The sequence below is a fragment of the Bacillus sp. BC05(2025) genome (genome assembly GCF_056725905.1).
In genome coordinates, this window is record NZ_JBWYRA010000010.1 from 113,354 (window position 1) to 131,337 (window position 17,984).

Annotated in this window: 23 protein-coding genes; 9 read left to right on the forward strand and 14 right to left on the reverse strand. The window is 34.3% G+C overall.

What is annotated here, in order from left to right:
* Positions 1-28: 28 nt before the first annotated feature.
* From ACZ76X_RS24005 to ACZ76X_RS24020, 4 genes are all read right to left on the reverse strand, one after another.
* Positions 29-649, reverse strand: a complete 621-nt coding sequence (locus tag ACZ76X_RS24005) for a class D sortase (protein ID WP_479851897.1) — start codon at positions 647-649, stop codon at positions 29-31.
* 89 nt (positions 650-738) lie between these two features.
* On the reverse strand, positions 739-1,143 hold the full coding sequence (locus ACZ76X_RS24010; protein WP_479851898.1) for an LPXTG cell wall anchor domain-containing protein: 405 nt from the start codon (positions 1,141-1,143) through the stop codon (positions 739-741).
* 177 nt (positions 1,144-1,320) lie between these two features.
* Positions 1,321-1,653, reverse strand: coding sequence for a hypothetical protein (locus ACZ76X_RS24015; protein WP_098669341.1), 333 nt, complete (start codon positions 1,651-1,653; stop codon positions 1,321-1,323).
* Positions 1,654-1,836: 183 nt separating this feature from the next.
* Positions 1,837-2,052 (reverse strand): hypothetical protein, encoded by a 216-nt coding sequence (locus ACZ76X_RS24020; RefSeq protein WP_116892343.1) that lies wholly within the window; start codon positions 2,050-2,052, stop codon positions 1,837-1,839.
* A gap of 161 nt (positions 2,053-2,213) precedes the next feature.
* On the opposite strand from ACZ76X_RS24020, the gene hpt reads away from it, so the two are divergent.
* Positions 2,214-2,741, forward strand: a complete 528-nt coding sequence (hpt, locus tag ACZ76X_RS24025) for a hypoxanthine phosphoribosyltransferase (protein ID WP_002123365.1) — start codon at positions 2,214-2,216, stop codon at positions 2,739-2,741.
* Positions 2,742-2,824: 83 nt separating this feature from the next.
* The gene (locus ACZ76X_RS24030; RefSeq protein ID WP_479851899.1) at positions 2,825-3,727 is read left to right on the forward strand and encodes a diacylglycerol/lipid kinase family protein; all 903 of its coding nucleotides are present in this window, start codon (positions 2,825-2,827) and stop codon (positions 3,725-3,727) included.
* 76 nt (positions 3,728-3,803) lie between these two features.
* Here ACZ76X_RS24030 and ACZ76X_RS24035 read toward each other — a convergent pair whose 3' ends face one another.
* Positions 3,804-4,481: a DUF7003 family protein gene (locus ACZ76X_RS24035; protein ID WP_479851900.1), complete on the reverse strand. Its 678-nt coding sequence runs from the start codon at positions 4,479-4,481 to the stop codon at positions 3,804-3,806.
* Positions 4,482-4,664: 183 nt separating this feature from the next.
* Between ACZ76X_RS24035 and ACZ76X_RS24040 the strand changes: the two genes are divergently transcribed.
* A complete protein-coding gene (locus ACZ76X_RS24040) occupies positions 4,665-5,660 on the forward strand; it encodes an Rpn family recombination-promoting nuclease/putative transposase (protein WP_479851901.1) in 996 nt (331 codons plus the stop codon).
* A gap of 39 nt (positions 5,661-5,699) precedes the next feature.
* Here the strand turns inward: ACZ76X_RS24040 and ACZ76X_RS24045 are convergent, their stop codons facing one another.
* The 3 genes from ACZ76X_RS24045 to ACZ76X_RS24055 form a co-directional block, all read right to left on the reverse strand.
* Positions 5,700-5,918 (reverse strand): hypothetical protein, encoded by a 219-nt coding sequence (locus ACZ76X_RS24045; RefSeq protein ID WP_479851902.1) that lies wholly within the window; start codon positions 5,916-5,918, stop codon positions 5,700-5,702.
* Between the two features lie 43 nt (positions 5,919-5,961).
* Complete coding sequence (locus tag ACZ76X_RS24050) at positions 5,962-6,141, reverse strand: hypothetical protein (protein ID WP_479851903.1); 180 nt, start codon at positions 6,139-6,141, stop codon at positions 5,962-5,964.
* Positions 6,142-6,216: 75 nt separating this feature from the next.
* Positions 6,217-6,564 carry a YxeA family protein gene (locus tag ACZ76X_RS24055; RefSeq protein ID WP_479851904.1) on the reverse strand — a complete coding sequence of 116 codons (348 nt, stop codon included), beginning with the start codon at positions 6,562-6,564 and terminating at the stop codon, positions 6,217-6,219.
* Between the two features lie 217 nt (positions 6,565-6,781).
* Between ACZ76X_RS24055 and ACZ76X_RS24060 the strand changes: the two genes are divergently transcribed.
* Positions 6,782-7,240 carry a helix-turn-helix transcriptional regulator gene (locus tag ACZ76X_RS24060; RefSeq protein WP_479851905.1) on the forward strand — a complete coding sequence of 153 codons (459 nt, stop codon included), beginning with the start codon at positions 6,782-6,784 and terminating at the stop codon, positions 7,238-7,240.
* 73 nt (positions 7,241-7,313) lie between these two features.
* The gene (locus tag ACZ76X_RS24065; RefSeq protein WP_479851906.1) at positions 7,314-7,697 is read left to right on the forward strand and encodes a hypothetical protein; all 384 of its coding nucleotides are present in this window, start codon (positions 7,314-7,316) and stop codon (positions 7,695-7,697) included.
* A gap of 71 nt (positions 7,698-7,768) precedes the next feature.
* Here the strand turns inward: ACZ76X_RS24065 and ACZ76X_RS24070 are convergent, their stop codons facing one another.
* The 4 genes from ACZ76X_RS24070 to ACZ76X_RS24085 form a co-directional block, all read right to left on the reverse strand.
* Positions 7,769-8,368: a DedA family protein gene (locus ACZ76X_RS24070; RefSeq protein ID WP_479851907.1), complete on the reverse strand. Its 600-nt coding sequence runs from the start codon at positions 8,366-8,368 to the stop codon at positions 7,769-7,771.
* The gene (locus ACZ76X_RS24075) at positions 8,368-8,946 is read right to left on the reverse strand and encodes a class I SAM-dependent methyltransferase (RefSeq protein ID WP_479851908.1); all 579 of its coding nucleotides are present in this window, start codon (positions 8,944-8,946) and stop codon (positions 8,368-8,370) included. Before ACZ76X_RS24075 ends, ACZ76X_RS24070 begins: the two co-directional genes overlap by 1 nt.
* 143 nt (positions 8,947-9,089) lie before the next feature.
* On the reverse strand, positions 9,090-11,039 hold the full coding sequence (locus ACZ76X_RS24080) for an ABC transporter permease (protein WP_479851909.1): 1,950 nt from the start codon (positions 11,037-11,039) through the stop codon (positions 9,090-9,092).
* Positions 11,026-11,796: an ABC transporter ATP-binding protein gene (locus ACZ76X_RS24085; RefSeq protein WP_000859654.1), complete on the reverse strand. Its 771-nt coding sequence runs from the start codon at positions 11,794-11,796 to the stop codon at positions 11,026-11,028. Before ACZ76X_RS24085 ends, ACZ76X_RS24080 begins: the two co-directional genes overlap by 14 nt.
* A gap of 306 nt (positions 11,797-12,102) precedes the next feature.
* Between ACZ76X_RS24085 and ACZ76X_RS24090 the strand changes: the two genes are divergently transcribed.
* Positions 12,103-12,975, forward strand: a complete 873-nt coding sequence (locus ACZ76X_RS24090) for an AraC family transcriptional regulator (RefSeq protein ID WP_479851910.1) — start codon at positions 12,103-12,105, stop codon at positions 12,973-12,975.
* A 40-nt stretch (positions 12,976-13,015) separates the two neighbouring features.
* Here ACZ76X_RS24090 and ACZ76X_RS24095 read toward each other — a convergent pair whose 3' ends face one another.
* Complete coding sequence (locus ACZ76X_RS24095; protein ID WP_479851911.1) at positions 13,016-13,654, reverse strand: SdpI family protein; 639 nt, start codon at positions 13,652-13,654, stop codon at positions 13,016-13,018.
* The gene (locus ACZ76X_RS24100; protein ID WP_202283453.1) at positions 13,651-13,923 is read right to left on the reverse strand and encodes an autorepressor SdpR family transcription factor; all 273 of its coding nucleotides are present in this window, start codon (positions 13,921-13,923) and stop codon (positions 13,651-13,653) included. The genes ACZ76X_RS24095 and ACZ76X_RS24100 overlap by 4 nt, the downstream gene beginning before the upstream one ends.
* 207 nt (positions 13,924-14,130) lie before the next feature.
* Between ACZ76X_RS24100 and ACZ76X_RS24105 the strand changes: the two genes are divergently transcribed.
* From ACZ76X_RS24105 to ACZ76X_RS24115, 3 genes are all read left to right on the forward strand, one after another.
* Positions 14,131-14,826 (forward strand): response regulator, encoded by a 696-nt coding sequence (locus tag ACZ76X_RS24105; protein ID WP_479851912.1) that lies wholly within the window; start codon positions 14,131-14,133, stop codon positions 14,824-14,826.
* Between the two features lie 2 nt (positions 14,827-14,828).
* Entirely contained in the window at positions 14,829-15,851 is a 1,023-nt protein-coding gene (locus tag ACZ76X_RS24110; protein ID WP_479851913.1) for a sensor histidine kinase, read from the forward strand.
* A gap of 94 nt (positions 15,852-15,945) precedes the next feature.
* Positions 15,946-17,916 carry an FtsX-like permease family protein gene (locus tag ACZ76X_RS24115; protein WP_479851914.1) on the forward strand — a complete coding sequence of 657 codons (1,971 nt, stop codon included), beginning with the start codon at positions 15,946-15,948 and terminating at the stop codon, positions 17,914-17,916.
* Positions 17,917-17,984 lie beyond the last annotated feature (68 nt).

Below are 17,984 nucleotides of genomic sequence, written 5' to 3' on the forward strand. Positions count from 1 at the left end.
TCCCCTCCTGCTTTCAAAAACTATCACTTCATTTTGAATAACCACCAGTTAACTTCGCCTCGATAATATATCTATCTGGTGCATCTCCTATATAATCAAATGGATAGCAAGTCGTCAGTGTTAATATCGGTTCTTCTTTTTTTATAATAACAGTACGATCATCCGCATGGGTAATCCATATCTTTTGAATTTCGTATGTGTAAGTTTTATTATCATACTCTAAAACAAGAGTGTCTTTTTCTTTTAACTCTCCTAAATCTGTAAATACAGTATCCCGGTGCCCACTCAATACCGTATGTCCCCCTCCAGATGGTGTTGTCGTTACATCACTAACGAACATTCCCACTCCTTTTTTCAACGTTGCCTCATCCGCTCCCCAGTATATAGAAAACTTCTTCTTTATTTTCGGTATATTTAATAGGGCAACCTTTTCTCCTTCTTTATGTTCTGTTTGAGAAGAAGGTACTTGGGAGGTTACAGTTGTTTCGTTAGAAAGTTGATTATGCTGTATATTGTTAAGACTCTTTAATTCTTCTTTCGTTAATTGTTGAGCAGAGCTTTTTCCTTTATACCATTCCACTGCGTAATAGGATCCCATAAATAGCCCGATGGCCATCAATATCATTCCGATATAATTAAGTAATTTCACATTTCATCCCTCCATGCCAAAAATGGTAGGAATAACCTACCATTTTTAATATATGAAATTATCCCATTCTTTATAGGTCAATATTTTAATTACGCCTTCACTTTATTGCGACGTTTCAAACCAAATAATGTCCCCATCCCTACAAGACATGCACTTAGTGCCATCATTGCTACATTATTGGATGCTGTGTTTGGTAATTTCTCACCTTGTCCAGCTGGCTTTGTTACTTCTTTTTTAGCTACTTCATTTTTTTGCTCAGCTTTTATCGCTGCCTCTTTTTTTGCCATATCATTTTTCAACTGTTCTTGCGCTATTCTCTTTTTCTCTTCTTCACTCTTTTGCTGTATCTTAATTGCTTCTTCTTTTTTAGTCTTATCTTGTTGCACTTGCGCCTCTTCTTCCTTCGTTACTGTTCCAGTATCCGCACTTGCTACTGAAGAATATCCTACTGCTAAAAGTGCCATTGCACAGATTGGTAATAGTCTTTTTTTCATTTTAGTTCTCTCCTTTTATACGTTTTACATCACTTCGCATCGGATGTATCACTAGAATAAACAAGAGATATAAATATAAAATGCAGATGAAATATATTTCATTTAAAGATTTCATGGTAGACAAATAAAAAAACATCGCAATATATACGATGTTTTTTCGGGTGTGTGTCTCAATATTTACATGTTACTTTCGCGTGATGTAGAAGTAGAATGGGCCGGAGCGATAACTAATTGTCTCGGCTCAGTTTTCTTTAAGTGATTTTTGACGTTACACTTACGACGTTGAACAACCCAAGCTTTAATAGGGTTTGTCAAAATAATCTTTTGCTCTTCGTTAGGGGCCTCTTCTTCAAACTTACAACTCTCGCTCCATTTATTCCATTTCATTGTAAATTTAGAAGAAGAATGATCGTCTTCTCGATCAAACAAGTGCAAAAAATCCATCTCGCCAGCTAGCATTACGGTGTTGCTAGTTGCTAAAAAAGAAAAGGTCGTCCAACGTTTCTCCATACCCTCCTACTCCTTTTTCACATATAGAGTGCCTAAAACTTAATTTACCTAAAATATGCTTGCCTTTTACCTTACACCTATAGTTTATCCAAAGCACTACTATGCAACTATCGATTTCCCTTACAACTACCTTACATTTTTGTAAGAAACAAAAAACCTTCACTCTCTATATGTGAAGGTTTCTCATTTCTCATCTATATGATCTTTCATATGATCGACTCCAGCTTCTTTCAACTGTGACATCATACCATGGGAAATTGCGCCTAATACTAAAGTCATTCCAATTAGTGAAATCCGAATGGCTGGTACATCAATTATGTAAGCCAAACTACCAAGAACAATTGTTAAAAGTAATGCTTTTATAAATGTTGCACTTGTATACTCTTTCTTTTTCATCATAATCACCCTTCATGGAAGCGTTTTCTTAATACAATCAGTATATCATATCATCTGACTATTTTGTGGGTATTTTTGTAAAAAACTTATATCTCCTTTGACTTTTTGCTTTCTTTCCTATACAGTCGAAATGTTCGCAAGTTTTACACTGTAGGAGGACTCCAATGAATATTGAAATAAAAGACACTTTAATTTCTGAAGAACAATTACAAGAAAAAGTAAAAGAATTAGCACTTCAAATCGAACGTGATTTTGAAGGAGAAGAAATCGTAGTAATCGCTGTATTAAAAGGATCTTTCGTATTCGCTGCTGATTTAATTCGTCACATTAAAAACGAAGTAACAATCGACTTTATTTCTGCATCTAGCTACGGAAATCAAACAGAAACAACTGGCAAAGTAAAACTATTAAAAGATATCGATGTAAACATTACTGGAAAAAATGTAATTGTCGTAGAAGACATTATCGATTCTGGTTTAACACTTCACTTCCTAAAAGATCACTTCTTTATGCATAAACCGAAAGCATTGAAATTCTGTACATTACTTGATAAACCTGAGCGTCGTAAAGTGGATTTAAAAGCTGAATATGTTGGCTTCCAAATTCCAGACGAATTTATCGTTGGCTACGGTATCGACTGTGCAGAAAAATATCGTAACTTACCATTTATCGCTTCAGTTGTAACGGAGTAATATAAATAGAATAAACTTCTATCAATCATTGATGGAAGTTTATTTTCTATCACGATTCGTAAAAGACAAAGGGAGAGAATAAAATGACAAAAACAAAATTTGAAAAAGTACTCCTCATCGTAAATCCGAAAGCAGGACAAGGTGATTTACATACGAACTTAACGAAAATCGTACCACCTCTTGCGGCAGCTTTTCCTGACTTACATATCCTTCATACGAAAGAGCAAGGCGATGCAACAAAATATTGCCAAGAGTTTGCTAGTAAAGTAGATTTAATTATCGTCTTTGGTGGCGACGGTACTGTATTCGAATGCACAAATGGCTTAGCACCTCTTGAAACTAGACCTACACTTGCAATCATTCCAGGCGGCACTTGCAACGACTTCTCTCGCACACTCGGTGTTCCGCAAAACATCGCAGAAGCAGCAAAACTTATTACACAAGAACATGTAAAACCAGTTGACGTCGCAAAAGCAAACGAACAATACTTCTTAAACTTCTGGGGTATTGGACTTGTTTCTGAGGTATCAAACAATATTGATGCAGAAGAGAAAGCAAAACTTGGTAAAATCGGTTACTACTTAAGCACTATTCGAACTGTAAAAAATGCTGAAACATTCCCAGTAAAAATTACGTACGATGGACAAGTATATGAAGACGACGCTGTCCTTGTTATGGTTGGAAACGGTGAATACCTTGGCGGGATTCCGTCCTTTATCCCGAACGTAAAATGCGATGACGGAACACTTGATATTTTCGTCGTAAAATCGACAGGCATTCAAGCGTTTAAAGATTATATCGGAAAGAAACTATTTGAAGACTCAAATGAAAATGATATCTTCCACGTAAAAGCGAAATCCATTCATATTGAAACAGAAGAAGAAAAAGAAGTAGATACAGATGGAGAAAGCTCGCTTCATACACCTTGTCAAATTGAATTATTACAAGGACACTTTACGATGATTTATAATCCTGCGGTTGTGTAATGCAACAAGACGAGCTAAAGTTTCAACACTTTAGCTCGTCTTTTTTATTAAAAAAGCATTTTGATTTACTAGTTAATTATAAGTTTTCGTAATCAAACTCCACCCAATTTTTCCAGTGCGTATTAGAATTCTTATTTACAATAATAGTTGGATCTTTCTGTTCTATTGCAGCGGCTACTGATTGGAAGAATTCATTTTCACTTACTTTCTCGTCTTCAACATGTTGCCACTCTTCCGTTTCATATGCTACTTCCCAATCACCTTCTAAGCCGAACTCTTCTAAGATTTCTTCTTTTTCCCACCATACTAATTTTCTAGCTTCGTCATTAGTCGCAAGCATACGCATGAAATCTCTTGGATAAGACTCTGTCGTTTTTATTTCTATTCCATTATTCGCATAATCCTCTTCTGTAAATTTATATTCAAAATGCTGCCCGTGAATTTTCAAACTACCGCTATGAATATCAGGTATAAATCCCCCTTCATTATCAAATAATTCATAATCTCCATCATTTAATTGCAAAATATCATCATCACCAATTGAATGATTCACTCTATCACCATATACGTGAATATCATTACATACCCCTAATGAACCTACACCAACAATTTGAAACACCATTAACCAATCCTTATTATCTTTAAAGAAAAGAGAGAATTTCACTTGTGAAATATCAATATATTCATTATCAAAGTTAGGAAATTCATAGTTACTTTGCTTTTTATCTAATAGTTTTAAAATATCTTTTTGCATATGTATCATCTTCACCTCTATATAAGTTTTTTCAATTTCACTAGAGTATAACATAGACATAATTGCCTTTCACTTTCTAATAATACTCCTAATAAAATAGCAGCATGGTCTATTTGCATGCCCTATTTATTTTTAGGTACAATGAAGGAAAGAAGCACCTTAATATAAGGGAGAGGACAAACTTTGTTCAACCAACAGTTAGTTAATTTACGCATTGATTTTGCATTTAAACAATTGTTTGGTACGAATGGTAGTGAAGATATTCTAATTGCATTTTTAAACGCTACGTTACAAGAGTCTTTAGAATCACCCATCGCTTCTCTACAACTAGAAGATCCACATTTACATCGGGAATATGAAGAGGATAAGTTATCTATTTTAGACATTTCAGCGACATTAAACACAGGAACAAAAATAAATGTAGAAATACAGCTCAATAATAATCACGATATGATGAAACGTAGTTTATATTATTGGGGAAAATTATACACATCTCAATTACAAAAAGGTATGCCTTACAGTTCGCTTCATAAAACCATCACCATTAATTTATTGAACTTTATAATGTTCTCAGACCACAAAGAATTTCATACAACGGGCACATTATGGAATTCACAACAACAGAAACTCTTGAGTGATGACATAGAAATTCACATTGTAGAAATTCCAAAGTTAACAAAACAATGGCATGAAGAAAAAGTAAATCCGTGGAAAGATCCATTTGTTCGTTGGCTTTTATTGCTTTCAGCAAATGAGGATGAACACTTAACTAAAACATTGGAGGATATTGCTATGAACCGAGATCCTATTTTACAAAAAGCAATAAACAAGTGGGAACGTATGAGTCAAGATTCTTCTTTCCGACAAGCCTATGACGCGAGGGAGAAAGTTTTAATGGATGAAGCAGCAAAATTCGCCCATGCTGAGACAGAGGGTATGAAAAGAGGTATGGAAAAGGGCTTGGAAAAGGGCTTGGAAAAAGGTATGGAAAAAGGTATGGAAAAAGGCTTAGCAAAAGGCTTAGAACAAGGTATAGAAAAAGGGCGAAAAGAAGGAGTTCAACAAGGGAAAATTCAAATGATTAAAAATATGCATGATCTTGGTATACCACTTGAAACAATTGCTAAGGCAAGTAAATTGAGTGTACATGAGGTTGAGCATATTTTAGGACATAAATAATAATGAAAAAGAGCTTGAATTGTTTCAAGCTCTTTTTTATCAACTTCCCTCGATATCATCCAATTGGGTCTTATAACATTCATCACACTCTAGCATAGTAGGAAGAATCCTTCTTTCATCAGGTAATAACACCCTCAAAACTTCTCTATCAATTTCTACGACATACTTCATAATAATGAGATAGCCTTCACTAACATTCGTATACTCAATCCCTTGTTCAAACTTTTTTCCACTCTTTATTTCTTCTATTTTCAACATAAAAAATCCAAAACCATACAAAATGATTTCGGATTTCCTGTATTTAAAATGTTACATTACATTTCGAACAAAAAGGAGCAAAATTCCCTCTTCTAATTTTCGCATTACATTTTGGACAATATACATATCGCTCTTCTATTTTGTCTCGTTCTACCATATGTAAGGATACTATTCTCATACTACACATAATCCCGATTAATATAAGGCTAACGATGAGTAGCATAACTCTCACTCCTCCCTTTTACATTTTACCATAAAATAACAAAACCGATTCCCACATTGAGGATCGGTTTTATACTTACAATCCTAACTTCATCTTTGCTCCATCAGGAATTTTATCTATCGTTACTTTGACTTTATCATATAAGAACTTACCTCTCGTAAACACATGCCAATATGAACCTTTTGATAATTCATCTACTCCGTCAATTGTAACTTCTTTTTCCTTACCATTTTCATCATAGGCTTTCACTTTATATTCACGAGCTTTATTTCCACCTAACTCTTTACCATCGTTATCAATTATTGCATAATGGTGCTCTATATCAAGAAATGGATTCATTTGATCTACTAACTTACTCCCATTTAATAAATATGCCGCTCCTGCGACGATAACAAGTAATGATCCAAAAATAAATCTTTTCATCTATATGCCACCTTTCATTCTGTTTTCTTTAAGATGTTTCTAAGTATAGGGCCCATTTCTTAATAAAAACTCGTACTGTTTCTTAACATTTTCTTAAACTAAAAGTGAAATATTAATTAGAAAAATCCAAATAGTAAAAAGGAAATTTTCACACTAACGTTGACAAAATTACACTTATAGTGTAATTTTACACCATAAATAAAAAAGGAGCTGCATAATGGATAAACAATCATTTATTGAACTCGTTAATTCAAAATTAAAACTCATCCGTGTTGAAAATAATCTATCCCAAGATAAAATGTCAGAAATTATCGGTTTATCGAAGAAAACATTAGTAGAAATTGAAAAAGGAAGACGCACACTAACATGGTCAGGTGCAGTTTGTGTCGTAACACTCTTTGAACAGAGCGATACAGTTCAGATGACATTCGGGGATGATGTAAATGAAATTATAAAAACAATCGCTTTTACACATTACAATACGAACTTCCCGAAGACTTTAGGAGGAAAAGTGTGGTGGCGACAAATAAAAGAATTAAACGGTTATCAAATACAACAAAATATTTTATCGCAACATTATAGAATTTTAGATAAAGAAGACCGTAGAATATGCCACTCATTCGAACTAGATGAAATTGAACAGCGATTTATGGAAATGGCAAAAACATCTCAGTAAAATAAAATTTTAATCAGTGTTTTTTGCTGCCCACAAATAGCCAGGATAAAATAAATTACGGAGTATAATTCAAATGAAGAAACAGATACATATCACTATTTTGAATACACTAATCATTAGCACGTTAGTATTTAATTTATTTATTTTCACATCAAGAATGAGCTTTTTACCTTGGTATATTGAAGGTGGTTGGGGCTATTTGGGATTATTATTTACATCCTTTATTTTCTTACTGTGCTTCTTTCAATCTGCAAAGCTTCATAAAGACGGAAAGTTAACTACGCTGCAAAAGTTCATTCCACTTGCTTCTGCCATACTTTCAATCTTCGGTCTTATCATCCCATCAAGTGATTTTATAACTGTATTAGCTAATCTAATAAATACAACCATATTAACAATTTATATAACTGTATTTCAGACAACACCTAATGAAAGTAATAAGGAACTATTACATTAAAAGGGAGAGTTATTTTACAAAATAACTCTCCCTTTTATACTACTCTCAATAAACATAAACCTATCTTCTATTTACTTACTCATCACCGTACTTCTTCTTTGCTTGTACAAATATACACCGCTCGCAACAGCAAAAACAATCCCACCAAAATACACGCCATACTCTATCGCAATCGCTACAATTCTGTTAATGTGTTGTCCAAATAAAGAACCGAGCACAAAGTAAACGAGTGTCCAAACAAATCCTGTCGTATAGGAATAGAAAGCATACGTCTTAAATGACATGTTATTCATTCCAACTACATACGGTACAATATGTCTTACAACTGGTATGAAGTAACTTGTGACTAACGCATAATGACCGTACTTCTCTACCATTTGTTGAGATTTCAAAAGATACTTCGCCTTTTTCTTTTTCATTAGCTTATCAAGTACTTTCGTACCAAATATTTTTCCTACTATATAACCTAAAGATAGGCCAGATACAACGCCTAAATAGGTTAATAAAAATGCAGGAATGACACTTAATACCCCTAGTGAAGAGACAAAACCACCGCTCATTACGATCATTTCGTCTGGAATTGGCATACCGATAATACCTAACCATAAACAGAAAAATAATGCCCAATAACCGTATTGTTCAATATAAGATAATAATTCATGCAATTCCATTATGCATACGCTCTCCTTAGCTCTTTTTTACAACTAAAGACGTACGCTGGCGGAAAATTGAGCCACACTTTTTCGAACGTAATTTCAGGAAAGAAATGTTGTATAAATCCTTTTTTCACAAGTGAATATTGAAATGTAATAAATTCACCATTCTCATGTATCGCTTCCATTACATTGTTTAAAATTCGATTTGAAACCTCTTCTGGTAAAGATGTAAAAGGCAATCCTGATAAGACATAGTCAATGCATTCTATATTGAACTCTTCCATATACTTCTTTATATTTTCAGCTGAGCCGTGTACAACAATGACGTTCTGCTCATTTTTAAACTTTCTCTGCAACTCTTTACAAAACACTTCATTAATTTCAATAAGAAGGAATATTGTTTCCTTCCTCTTTCTCTTCATAATTTCTTTCGTGAAAACACCTGTACCAGGACCTAGCTCTACGATGCATTTCGCTCTATGAAAATCAATTACATCTACCATTTTTCTTGCTAATATTTTTGAACTTGGCGCAATCGCACCAGTATGTTTCGGATGTTTTATAAATTCATGTAGGAATGTTATGAGTTGCATGTAAACCTCTCCCCATTCGTTCAATAGTTTTTAACTTGTTTCTAAGTATAACTATCGTTTCTTAACAAAAATTGAGGAGATTTCTTAAGATTTTATGAAGAATGAAAAAACAGCTATCGCATATAGCGATAGCTGCTCATTTATTATTTCGCACTCACAATCTTATAATAAGAACGAACTGTTAAGAAGTAATATCCGATATAAATGATGCCATATACTCCAATACTAATTAGGAGCGGAATCATAATTTCGAATGGTAATATATTTGACAAACCTTTTAGTGCAAATAAACTGTGTAAAATACCAATAATTAACGGAATAGCAAAGATAAAGCTCACCTGTTTTGCGATAGCTCTCTTCATCTCTTGCTTCGTTACACCAATTTTATGAAGAACAACGTAACGATCACGGTCAGCACTTGCTTCTGTAAGCTGCTTAAAGTAAATGATTGAGCCTGTCGCTAATAGGAAAACTAATCCTAAGAATAGCCCAATGAACATCATTAAACCTGTCGTTTCAATTCCCATTTGGAATCCTGTATAGAAATCGTTAAATGGTTTTAAAACTTCCGATTCGCCTGCTGGCATAATGCTTGCTAATTTCGCTGTTAACTCTTTACTATTTCGCTCACCTTTTACATCAATATTTTTTACAGTACGTGTTTCATGTACTTGTTTCGCCTGCTCATATGTTTGATCCGGAACAATTACAAATAGTTCATTTAAGTTTGTAAGACTTCTACTATTTACACCTTTAATGTTTAGCTCTTTCGATTCATTCCCAACAGGAAATACAGCTTTATTTCCTGTATAAAGAGGACCAAAATCAAGTTTTTCAATATAGAGGCTATCGTATACAAAGGCTTCATTCGCACCTAAGTTTACAGGCTCTACATCTAATCGTTTCGCAATTGTATTAAAGCTTGATTGAGAAATAAGCTGGTACTGCTTCGTAACATTATAATGTGTGTTCAGCACTTGATCTGCTCTTTCACCTTTAAATGTTCCCTTCACAGGAATCATTTCAACTTCTGATTCATATGTCACTGGATGATTGCTCTTCTCTCCAGCAAGTATTTCTTTTACCTTTTTATCTATTGCTTCATCTTTTTTCTCGTAAGAATAACTATACGGCGCAGCAACTTTTGATTGCGTAAATGTGTTGTAATACATCGTAACTGACGTACCAACCGCTGTTAATGTCACTGCACTTAAAATAGCAATTGTCGCTAATGATTTCGCGTTTCCTTTAATACGATATAGTAGTTGCGATGTTGTTACCATATTCATACCGTTATAAAACGCTGACTTATTATTTCTTGCGCGCTTCAATACAAATACTGTGAAGAACATAAACAATAAATAAGTCCCTGCTACTGTCGCTAGTAAAATGTATAATGCAACGACCATAAAGTCTGCATACATAACTGCTTTCATGTACATTAACGCTAAGAAATAACCTGAACCGATTAAGAAAACGGAAATGAATGCCATAATAACCGATCCTTTTGGCATTGTCTCTCCTTCACGTTCTGCTCGGAAAAGTTCAATTAGCTTAAAGCGATAAATTAAACGATACCCTTGAAGTGATGTATACAAAATAATGACAAAGAAAATAATTGCTGTATCAATAACTGCGGCCATCGGTACTTCAAAATGAACGTTTAAGTTGATTCCCATCATACTTATTAGTAATTCAAGGAATAGTTTTGAAAGAACGCTACCGATCGCAATCCCGATAATTAAAGACATTAACCCCATTAACATATTTTCATAAAAGAGCATTTTACCAATCTGTCTTTTTCGAATACCTAATAAGGAATATAGCCCAACTTCTTTTTTACGCTTCCTTGTAAAGAAACCGTTCGAATATATAATGAATACCGCTACGAAAATAATTAACATAACACTTGAAACTTGGAACGCTCCGCTAATTTTTTTAGAAGCTTCCGCAGCTTTTTCCATTTGTGAATTATACTGCAACGCCTTAAATGTAAAATAAATGACGATGCTAAAGATCATAGATGCAAAATATACAAAGTAGTCTTTAAAATTCCGCTGTATGTTGCGGAGGGCAATGCTAGATAAGGTCATCAGCCATACCTCCGGAAATGGAAGACATTACGTCAACGACTTGTTGGAAGAACTGTTTACGCGTTAATTCACCGCGGTGCAATTCTTTATATAACTCACCATCTTTAATGAAAATAACTCGTTTACAGTAACTCGCCGCAAACGCATCATGTGTTACCATTAAAATTGTAGAGTTATCATATTCATTTAACGACTTCATACTTTCAAGTAAATCTGTCGCTGATTTAGAATCAAGCGCTCCTGTCGGCTCATCCCCGAAAATCATACTAGGATTCGTAACAATCGCACGCGATGCTGCGCAGCGCTGCTTCTGTCCGCCTGACACTTGATATGGGAACTGACTTAAAATATGATCAATACCGAATTTCTTTGATATTTCAAGAACGCGGCGATCAATCTCACTCGCTTTCACCTTTGATAACGCAAGAGGTAACGCAATGTTCTCTTTCACCGTTAACGTATCTAATAAATTATAATCTTGGAAAATGAACCCTAAATGATCGCGGCGGAATAACGCTAACTTATCATCGTTCATCTTCACGATATCTTTTCCATCAATTAAAATTTCACCGTTCGTCGCATTATCAATTGTAGAAAGAACGTTTAGTAAAGTCGTCTTACCCGAACCAGAAGGTCCCATAATTCCAACGAACTCACCTTCTTTTACTTGTAAGTTAATACCTTTTAAAGCTGCAAATTTATTACCACCCGTGTCATACACTTTTTCAATATTTTTTGCTTCTAACACTGTTTTCATCTCGACATCCCTCATTTCTTCTATTCTCTATTTTCAACTATATACACTCTCTACTTTTGCCACTATCGATGTTTCTTACACAAACATGACAGTTATGTAAGACGCATAAGTAAAGATATAAAAATTTAACCTACTGAACGAAAGTACTTTGTTACTATAGCATTGGGATATCATACCATCCATTCATTCTCCTTACAGGAACATTACAATTTTGTAAGGTTAAAAATGTACCCTACAAAGTTGTGCATGAAATGTCGGATGGACTTCGTTTGTTCCTGCTATTCTATTTAACAAGGAGGTCATCGTATGGATTCACTTAAAAACATGAATGCGGCCATGCAATATATTGAACACAACTTAACAGATGAAATTGATTTTAAAGAAGTCGCAAAAATAGCTTACTGCTCTGAATATCATTTCAAAAGAATGTTTTCTTTCCTAGCTGGCGTATCACTATCAGAATATATTCGCTGTAGACGTCTTACTCTTGCTGCCTTTGAACTAAAAGATAGCAATGCAAAAGTCATTGATGTCGCTATAAAATATGGATATAACTCACCGGATTCTTTTGCACGTGCCTTTCAAAACTTGCACGGCATAACACCTTCAGAAGCCCGAAATAGTAATCATTCTTTGAAAGCTTATTCACCAATGACCTTCCAGTTATCGATTCAAGGAGGAAATGAAATGAATTATCGAATTGAAGAAAAAGAACCATTTCGAATTATTGGTATTACAAAACGTGTACCGATTGTATTTAACGGTGTAAATAAAGAAATCGCCTCTATGTGGAAAAGTTTAAATCCAGAGTCCATTCAAACGTTAAAGTCCCTTTCAAACATGGAACCGAATGGAATCATTAGTGCTTCTACTAACTTTTCTGAAGGAAGAATGGAGGAAAAAGGAGAACTCGATCACTACATTGGGGTAGCAACAACGAAAGATTGTCCAGCCCAATTCGCGCAACTTGAAGTCGCCGCTTCAACATGGGCTATCTTTGAAGCTGTCGGTCCATTTCCTCAAACATTACAAAATGTATGGGGACGCATTTATTCCGAATGGTTTCCTTCCTCAAACTATGAACTAGCGGAAGGACCGGAAATATTGTGGAATGAACAGAAAGATATATCTTCTCCAAACTTTAAAAGTGAAATTTGGATACCAATTTTAAGGAAATAAAAATAAAGCTGCTTTTCCTTCTAAGGAAAAGCAGCTTTATTTACATTTTTAATTCTTTTTTATAAGCGACATATGAATATCCCATCGTTAATCCTACTGCACCAATAATAATGCCAATGATTAGGAAAGCTTTCCACGCTACCGGTGCAAAAATACTTAACATCATAATAATTCCTAATGCAACAAACACCTTCCCACTAAAACGGTGTGTCTTTCTCCACACTTCCTCGTTACTTAACGTCCACGGTGTTTTTATACCGACAAAATAGTTTGGTTTGCACTGCGGTAAATAGTTTCCGATAACTATAAATAAAAGGCCAACAAGAATATGCGGTGTACTATTCATTGGAATGTCATAACCCAATCCAGCCCCAATTCCAATGATACTTACTAAAAATAATAGGAATAATACGCTATAATTCATTACATTATATCCTTTAGAAAATTTCTCATAATTCCCATGCTTCGGATCTATCTTAGGCAATAAAGTCAATAAAGCATATATAAAAATCATAATTGCAACATCAAAAATCATCATTCCCATTTTTGACATATGTCCATCTACCTCACCAGCAAGATTCCAATGACTCGGAACCTCCTCCGGTAAATGCGTCCACGCGGCACACCATGCAATAATCGTTAAAGCAATTAATAATAACGGAAATATATGCTTCCTCATTTCCCCTCTTCCCCCTTATTCGTAAATGTAAACACCCAAGTCAACAAGTCTTGAAATACAGTTGTGTTTAAAGAATACATAACGAATTGCCCTTGCTTTTCGTCTTGAATAAGTTCAGCATTTTTAAGTGCGTTTAAGTGATGTGAAATACTTGGCTTTGTCATATTGAAATGTTCAGCAATCTCACCAGCAGTTAAATCACCTTCTTTTAATAAGTCTAAAATTTTTCGCCTTGTTGGGTCTGCTAATGCTTTGAATGCTTGATTCAATGTCTTTCTTCCTTTCATTAATTAGACATTTAGATATTTATCTAAATATTAAAATGATTCCTGTTAATTGTCAATTATCTATACGCCCTTTTTACTTTTCACACTTTTGACCTATACTGTTTACTAGCTTATCTTTCAACATAATGAAAAGACTTGAAACACATGATACACTATAGCTACAATTGTTTTTTTAGGAGGAATATACATATGTATAAAATTTTAATCGTTGAAGACGATCCAAATATTTCATCATTACTACAATCTCACATTCAAAAATACGGCTATGAAGCTGTTGTTGCAGAGAACTTCGATGATATTATGGAATCGTTTAACGTAGTGAAACCACACCTTGTTTTACTTGATGTAAACTTACCGAAATTCGATGGATTCTATTGGTGTCGCCAAATTCGTCATGAATCTACTTGTCCTATTATTTTCATTTCAGCTCGTGCTGGTGAAATGGAACAAATTATGGCGATTGAAAGCGGTGCGGATGATTATATTACAAAACCGTTCCATTACGACGTTGTAATGGCAAAAATTAAAGGTCAATTACGCCGTATTTACGGTGATTATGCGCCAAATATTTCTGAACGTATCGTTGAAGTAGAAGGACTAAAACTATTTCCAGAACGCCCAGAAATTCATTTCGGTGCTGAGCAAGTTCTTTTAACGAAGAAAGAGGCAATTTTAGCAGAAATGTTATTATCTAAATTCCCTCGCACAGCGAGCCGTGAAGATTTACTAGCTGCCCTATGGGATGACGAAAGCTTCGTTGAGGAAAATACATTAAACGTAAACATTACGCGTCTTCGTAAAAAGTTCAATGAGCTTGGTATTGAAAATGCTATTGAAACCGTACGTGGACTTGGGTATCGTTTTAACGCAACTTGGAGTGAATAAGCATGAAGCTATTTTTACGTGATCATTTTGCATTTTTTCTACTATACGTATTAAACTTCGGTATCATCTTTGTTCTGTATGATGCAGTAGATGGATTTCAAAATAATAAATTTTACTTCGTCGTTTTAAGTTTGTATTTATTCATTTGTTTCCTCGCTTATCGTTACGTCCGTAACCGTAGAATGTACCATAGATTAAGTGAGCAACCAGAGAAAATGGAAGATGCGTTTATTGAAAGAGCAACTGCTCCGATGCCTCACGGTGTAAATGAACTCGTGCGCACGCAATACCGTCTATTCCAAAAAGAACTACAATCGTATGAAGTAAAACAACAAGAACATCAATTATTCATTAACCACTGGGTGCATCAAATGAAGACACCTGTGTCCGTTATGCAGCTTATGGTGCTCGAAATGGAAGATGAGCATTTGATTCCGAAATTCAAAAAAGAATTAGAACGTTTAAATCAAGGACTCGATATGGCTTTATATATGGCAAGGCTAAATAACTTCCATGAAGATTTCCATGTTGAGACGATTTCATTAAAAGATACGGTAACAAAAAATATTAACAGCTTAAAAGAATTATTCATTCGAAACGGGGTCTTCCCTGTTTTAGAAGTTCATTCTGATTTAAAGGTTGCTTCTGATGCGAAATGGCTAAAATTTATCATCTATCAGTTAATGACAAATGCTGTTCGTTACTCTGGTGAGCGCGGAAAGAAAGTTTTCTTATCTGCTTACCGAAACGGAAAAGATATTATTTTAGAAGTTCGCGATGAAGGTGTTGGTATTCCACAAGAAGATATTCGAAGAGTATTCGAACCGTTTTACACTGGAAAAAACGGTCGCGCATTCGGAGAATCTACTGGTATGGGACTTTATATCGTGAGTAAAATTTGCGATTATTTAGGTCATTCTGTCAAACTAGATTCTGAAGTTGGTAAAGGAACAACGATTAAAATCATCTTCCACAACGCTGCAAATAATCAAGCAGAACATACAGAGAAGGTGACGGAAGCATGATCGTAACATATGCTAGCAAAATGTATGAGAACGCACTCTCATACATTTTTTGCAATAAAACTACATATTGGCCTTCTAGCGGGAGGTACATATTATGACATTTTGGCAGTTTGCCTTTAAAAATGTAACGCGCAATTCAAGAGCTTATTTTGCATACTTTGTAAGTAGTTCTTTTTCCATTGCTGTTTTCTTTTCGTTCGCAGTTTACTTATTTCATCCAAAACTACAAAATTTTGACATGATCTCTGAAATTTCAGGATTAATGATATTTTCAGAAGTAGTAATTGTATTTTTTTCTTTCTTCTTTTTACTATATTCCATTGGCACTTTTTTAAAAGTTAGAAAAAAACAATTCGGCGTTTTAACCGTTTTAGGAATATCGAGAAAACAATTACATCGTCTTGTTTTTATGGAGAATATGTTAATCGGTATTTTATCTATCTTTTTCGGTATGCAGTTTGGACTTGTCTTCTCGCAGTTTTTCTTATTAGTAACAGCGAAAATTACACATCTACCAGGGATATATTTATATATTCCTACGAACGCTTTCATTTTAACAATGATTGTGTTTCTTGGTCTCTTTATCGCTGTATCTTCATTTACACCTATGCTAATTCGCACGAAAAAGACGGTAAACCTTTTAAAAACTAATGGTAGGAAACAAAAGGAAAGAAAACCATCCATATTTATCTCTCTATTTGGTGCTATCTGTTTATTAAGTGGTTATATTTTAGCTGGAAATCCTAAATATTTCTTCTCAATAAACTCGCAAGTAGGCGTTATATATATGGTTTCAAGTATTTTCGTAATTCCAACGCTCGTTACAATCGGAACATATTTTTTCTTTTCTCAAATTAGTTTCTTACTTATTTATATTTTAAAGAAAAGAAGAAAATTTTATATGAAACGGATTAATATGCTGTGGATTTCAGATTTAGCAAGCCGCATCCGAACGAATATTAATATGCTGTTTATTGTAGCGATGCTATCTACAGTTGCTTTCACAATGATTACGTTCCTATATGGAGTCGGAAAGTTTACAAAGCTAGAGGTTACGCGAAGTTCACCTTTTCCATTCTCTTATTTTTCTTATGACGCAAATCCTTTTGTGGACGATCATTTAAATTGGCTTGAACAACAATTAAAAAAAGAGAATTTCTCTTATAAGAAAATAAAGGCTGATTTATATGAAACACCACTGAAAGAAGATGAAGGTATAACAGCATATAATGACATATATGCAATAAAACAAAGTGACTATAATAAACTCGCAGCTTCCCTGCGAATGAAACAACTATTCATGAACGAAAATGAAGCATATGTCTTAACAGGTAATGCTTATGTAACCTTATTCAGTGAATTTGAGCCAAGCTACAATAGAAAGTCTATTACACTTTCTAGCACAAATACGCAATTACAAGTAAAGGGCTATGAACAAGCAGGGGCCATTCCATCTAACTTTTCATACCAAACTTTAATTTTACCTGACACTGTTGTAAACAACTTACCACCTACAACAAAGCATGTAACAGCGTACAATTATAAAGTACAAAACTGGGAAAAGACGTATAAAATTGCTGATGATTTTATACGAAAAATACAAAAAAATCTACAAGAATTCCAGCACGAAGGATCCCTTATATACTCCTATGAATCAGCAGGTTCATTATACAGAATCACATCTGGTAGTGCCACGTACTTCCTAATTGGGACATTTCTAGGAGTCATTTTCTTTATTGGAGCGGGGAGCGTTCTTTATTTTAGAATGTATACAGATTTGACGAACGAACAAGAGAAATATATAACGATTTCTAAGATCGGTGTAACAGACAAAGAGATGAAACGATCTGCAACTATTCAACTTAGTATTTTATTTTTTGTTCCTTACATTATGGCATCCATTCATACAATGTTTGCAACGAAAATGCTCCAAGATGTAATTGATTTATCTTTGTTCAAAGAAGTTTCAGCCGTTCTTATTATTTTTGGATTCGTTGAAATTGTGTTTTTCTTATTCATTCGTTCACTTTATATGCAAAAATTATCACAGTACACGAGTGAATAAAATACTTAAAACAAACTTGATGAAAAGAGTATCTCTCATACTCTTTTCATCTTCACTCTTTTAGGAGG

Coding starts and splice junctions, on each gene's coding strand:
- ACZ76X_RS24075 (WP_479851908.1), bottom strand. CDS start 8,946: ATGCAACTCATAACATTCCTACATGAATTTATAAAACATCCGAAACAT.
- ACZ76X_RS24045 (WP_479851902.1), bottom strand. CDS start 5,918: ATGTTGAAAATAGAAGAAATAAAGAGTGGAAAAAAGTTTGAACAAGGG.
- ACZ76X_RS24090 (WP_479851910.1), top strand. CDS start 12,103: ATGGATTCACTTAAAAACATGAATGCGGCCATGCAATATATTGAACAC.
- ACZ76X_RS24080 (WP_479851909.1), bottom strand. CDS start 11,039: ATGACCTTATCTAGCATTGCCCTCCGCAACATACAGCGGAATTTTAAA.
- ACZ76X_RS24010 (WP_479851898.1), bottom strand. CDS start 1,143: ATGAAAAAAAGACTATTACCAATCTGTGCAATGGCACTTTTAGCAGTA.
- ACZ76X_RS24095 (WP_479851911.1), bottom strand. CDS start 13,654: ATGAGGAAGCATATATTTCCGTTATTATTAATTGCTTTAACGATTATT.
- ACZ76X_RS24015 (WP_098669341.1), bottom strand. CDS start 1,653: ATGGAGAAACGTTGGACGACCTTTTCTTTTTTAGCAACTAGCAACACC.
- ACZ76X_RS24110 (WP_479851913.1), top strand. CDS start 14,829: ATGAAGCTATTTTTACGTGATCATTTTGCATTTTTTCTACTATACGTA.
- ACZ76X_RS24060 (WP_479851905.1), top strand. CDS start 6,782: ATGGATAAACAATCATTTATTGAACTCGTTAATTCAAAATTAAAACTC.
- ACZ76X_RS24105 (WP_479851912.1), top strand. CDS start 14,131: ATGTATAAAATTTTAATCGTTGAAGACGATCCAAATATTTCATCATTA.
- ACZ76X_RS24065 (WP_479851906.1), top strand. CDS start 7,314: ATGAAGAAACAGATACATATCACTATTTTGAATACACTAATCATTAGC.
- ACZ76X_RS24050 (WP_479851903.1), bottom strand. CDS start 6,141: ATGCTACTCATCGTTAGCCTTATATTAATCGGGATTATGTGTAGTATG.
- ACZ76X_RS24020 (WP_116892343.1), bottom strand. CDS start 2,052: ATGATGAAAAAGAAAGAGTATACAAGTGCAACATTTATAAAAGCATTA.
- ACZ76X_RS24055 (WP_479851904.1), bottom strand. CDS start 6,564: ATGAAAAGATTTATTTTTGGATCATTACTTGTTATCGTCGCAGGAGCG.
- ACZ76X_RS24115 (WP_479851914.1), top strand. CDS start 15,946: ATGACATTTTGGCAGTTTGCCTTTAAAAATGTAACGCGCAATTCAAGA.
- hpt (WP_002123365.1), top strand. CDS start 2,214: ATGAATATTGAAATAAAAGACACTTTAATTTCTGAAGAACAATTACAA.
- ACZ76X_RS24035 (WP_479851900.1), bottom strand. CDS start 4,481: ATGCAAAAAGATATTTTAAAACTATTAGATAAAAAGCAAAGTAACTAT.
- ACZ76X_RS24070 (WP_479851907.1), bottom strand. CDS start 8,368: ATGGAATTGCATGAATTATTATCTTATATTGAACAATACGGTTATTGG.
- ACZ76X_RS24085 (WP_000859654.1), bottom strand. CDS start 11,796: ATGAAAACAGTGTTAGAAGCAAAAAATATTGAAAAAGTGTATGACACG.
- ACZ76X_RS24030 (WP_479851899.1), top strand. CDS start 2,825: ATGACAAAAACAAAATTTGAAAAAGTACTCCTCATCGTAAATCCGAAA.